Below are 696 nucleotides of genomic sequence, written 5' to 3'. Positions count from 1 at the left end.
GGTTGGCGCCGATTTGTAGCCCCGGTAAGCGTCAGCGCCACCGGGGAGAAGCTATAGGCGTTCACCGCAGCTAAGATCAAAGCTATCGCCAGCTCAATTTGGGGGATATAGCCCGCGCTGGACATCGCGATGAAAGGTTGAAAATGGCCAATCGATCACTCGGGTGACCCAGCCATGTTTAAGTGGATTGATATGGATGTAATCAACGTGTCGACGGTAATCATCTTCATCGCGTATGGCATGCTCCCAGAAGCGCGGTTGCCAAAGGGGTTGTCGTTTTAACGTTCTGGTAAAACAGCCTTTGATATCTCTCCAGCGTGAAGAAAAATCGTCATCATTATGAGGTAGTGTCCAGATGCAATGGAGATGTTCAGGCAACACCACCCAGGCATCAATCATAAAGGGGCGATGTTGTTTAACAATGGCGACAGAGTAGCGCAATAATTCTATGTTTTCAGTTAGGTGCATGCTTCTACGGTCTTTAAGGTTAACGGTGAAGAACCAGGTTCCCCCTTTAATGTAATAACGTCGATAAGCAACCACAGGATCTCCTGGAATTCGGTATTTATGATGTGGTTTAACACGTTATAAGGCGAAATCCGGTACGCCAAGGAGAAGGCGCAGAAGATGGAAAGCGGCGCGCAAAATTTCAGCTACAGATAGTGGTTAGCGCCTGTCCCCGGATAGCGGCGCAAG

Annotated in this window: 1 protein-coding gene; it reads right to left on the bottom strand. The window is 48.9% G+C overall.

Going from position 1 to position 696, the window contains the following annotated elements; genetic code table 11:
• Positions 1-93: 93 nt before the first annotated feature.
• On the bottom strand, positions 94-543 hold the full coding sequence (locus ACKLKD_RS27945) for an REP-associated tyrosine transposase (RefSeq protein WP_071993228.1): 450 nt from the start codon (positions 541-543) through the stop codon (positions 94-96).
• Between the last annotated feature and the right edge of the window lie 153 nt (positions 544-696).

The organism is Klebsiella sp. 10982 (genome assembly GCF_048589245.1).
GTDB classification, from domain to species: domain Bacteria; phylum Pseudomonadota; class Gammaproteobacteria; order Enterobacterales; family Enterobacteriaceae; genus Klebsiella; species Klebsiella quasivariicola.
The sequence above is the reverse complement of the archived record's forward strand: the minus strand, read 5'-3'. Positions and strand labels throughout refer to the sequence as shown.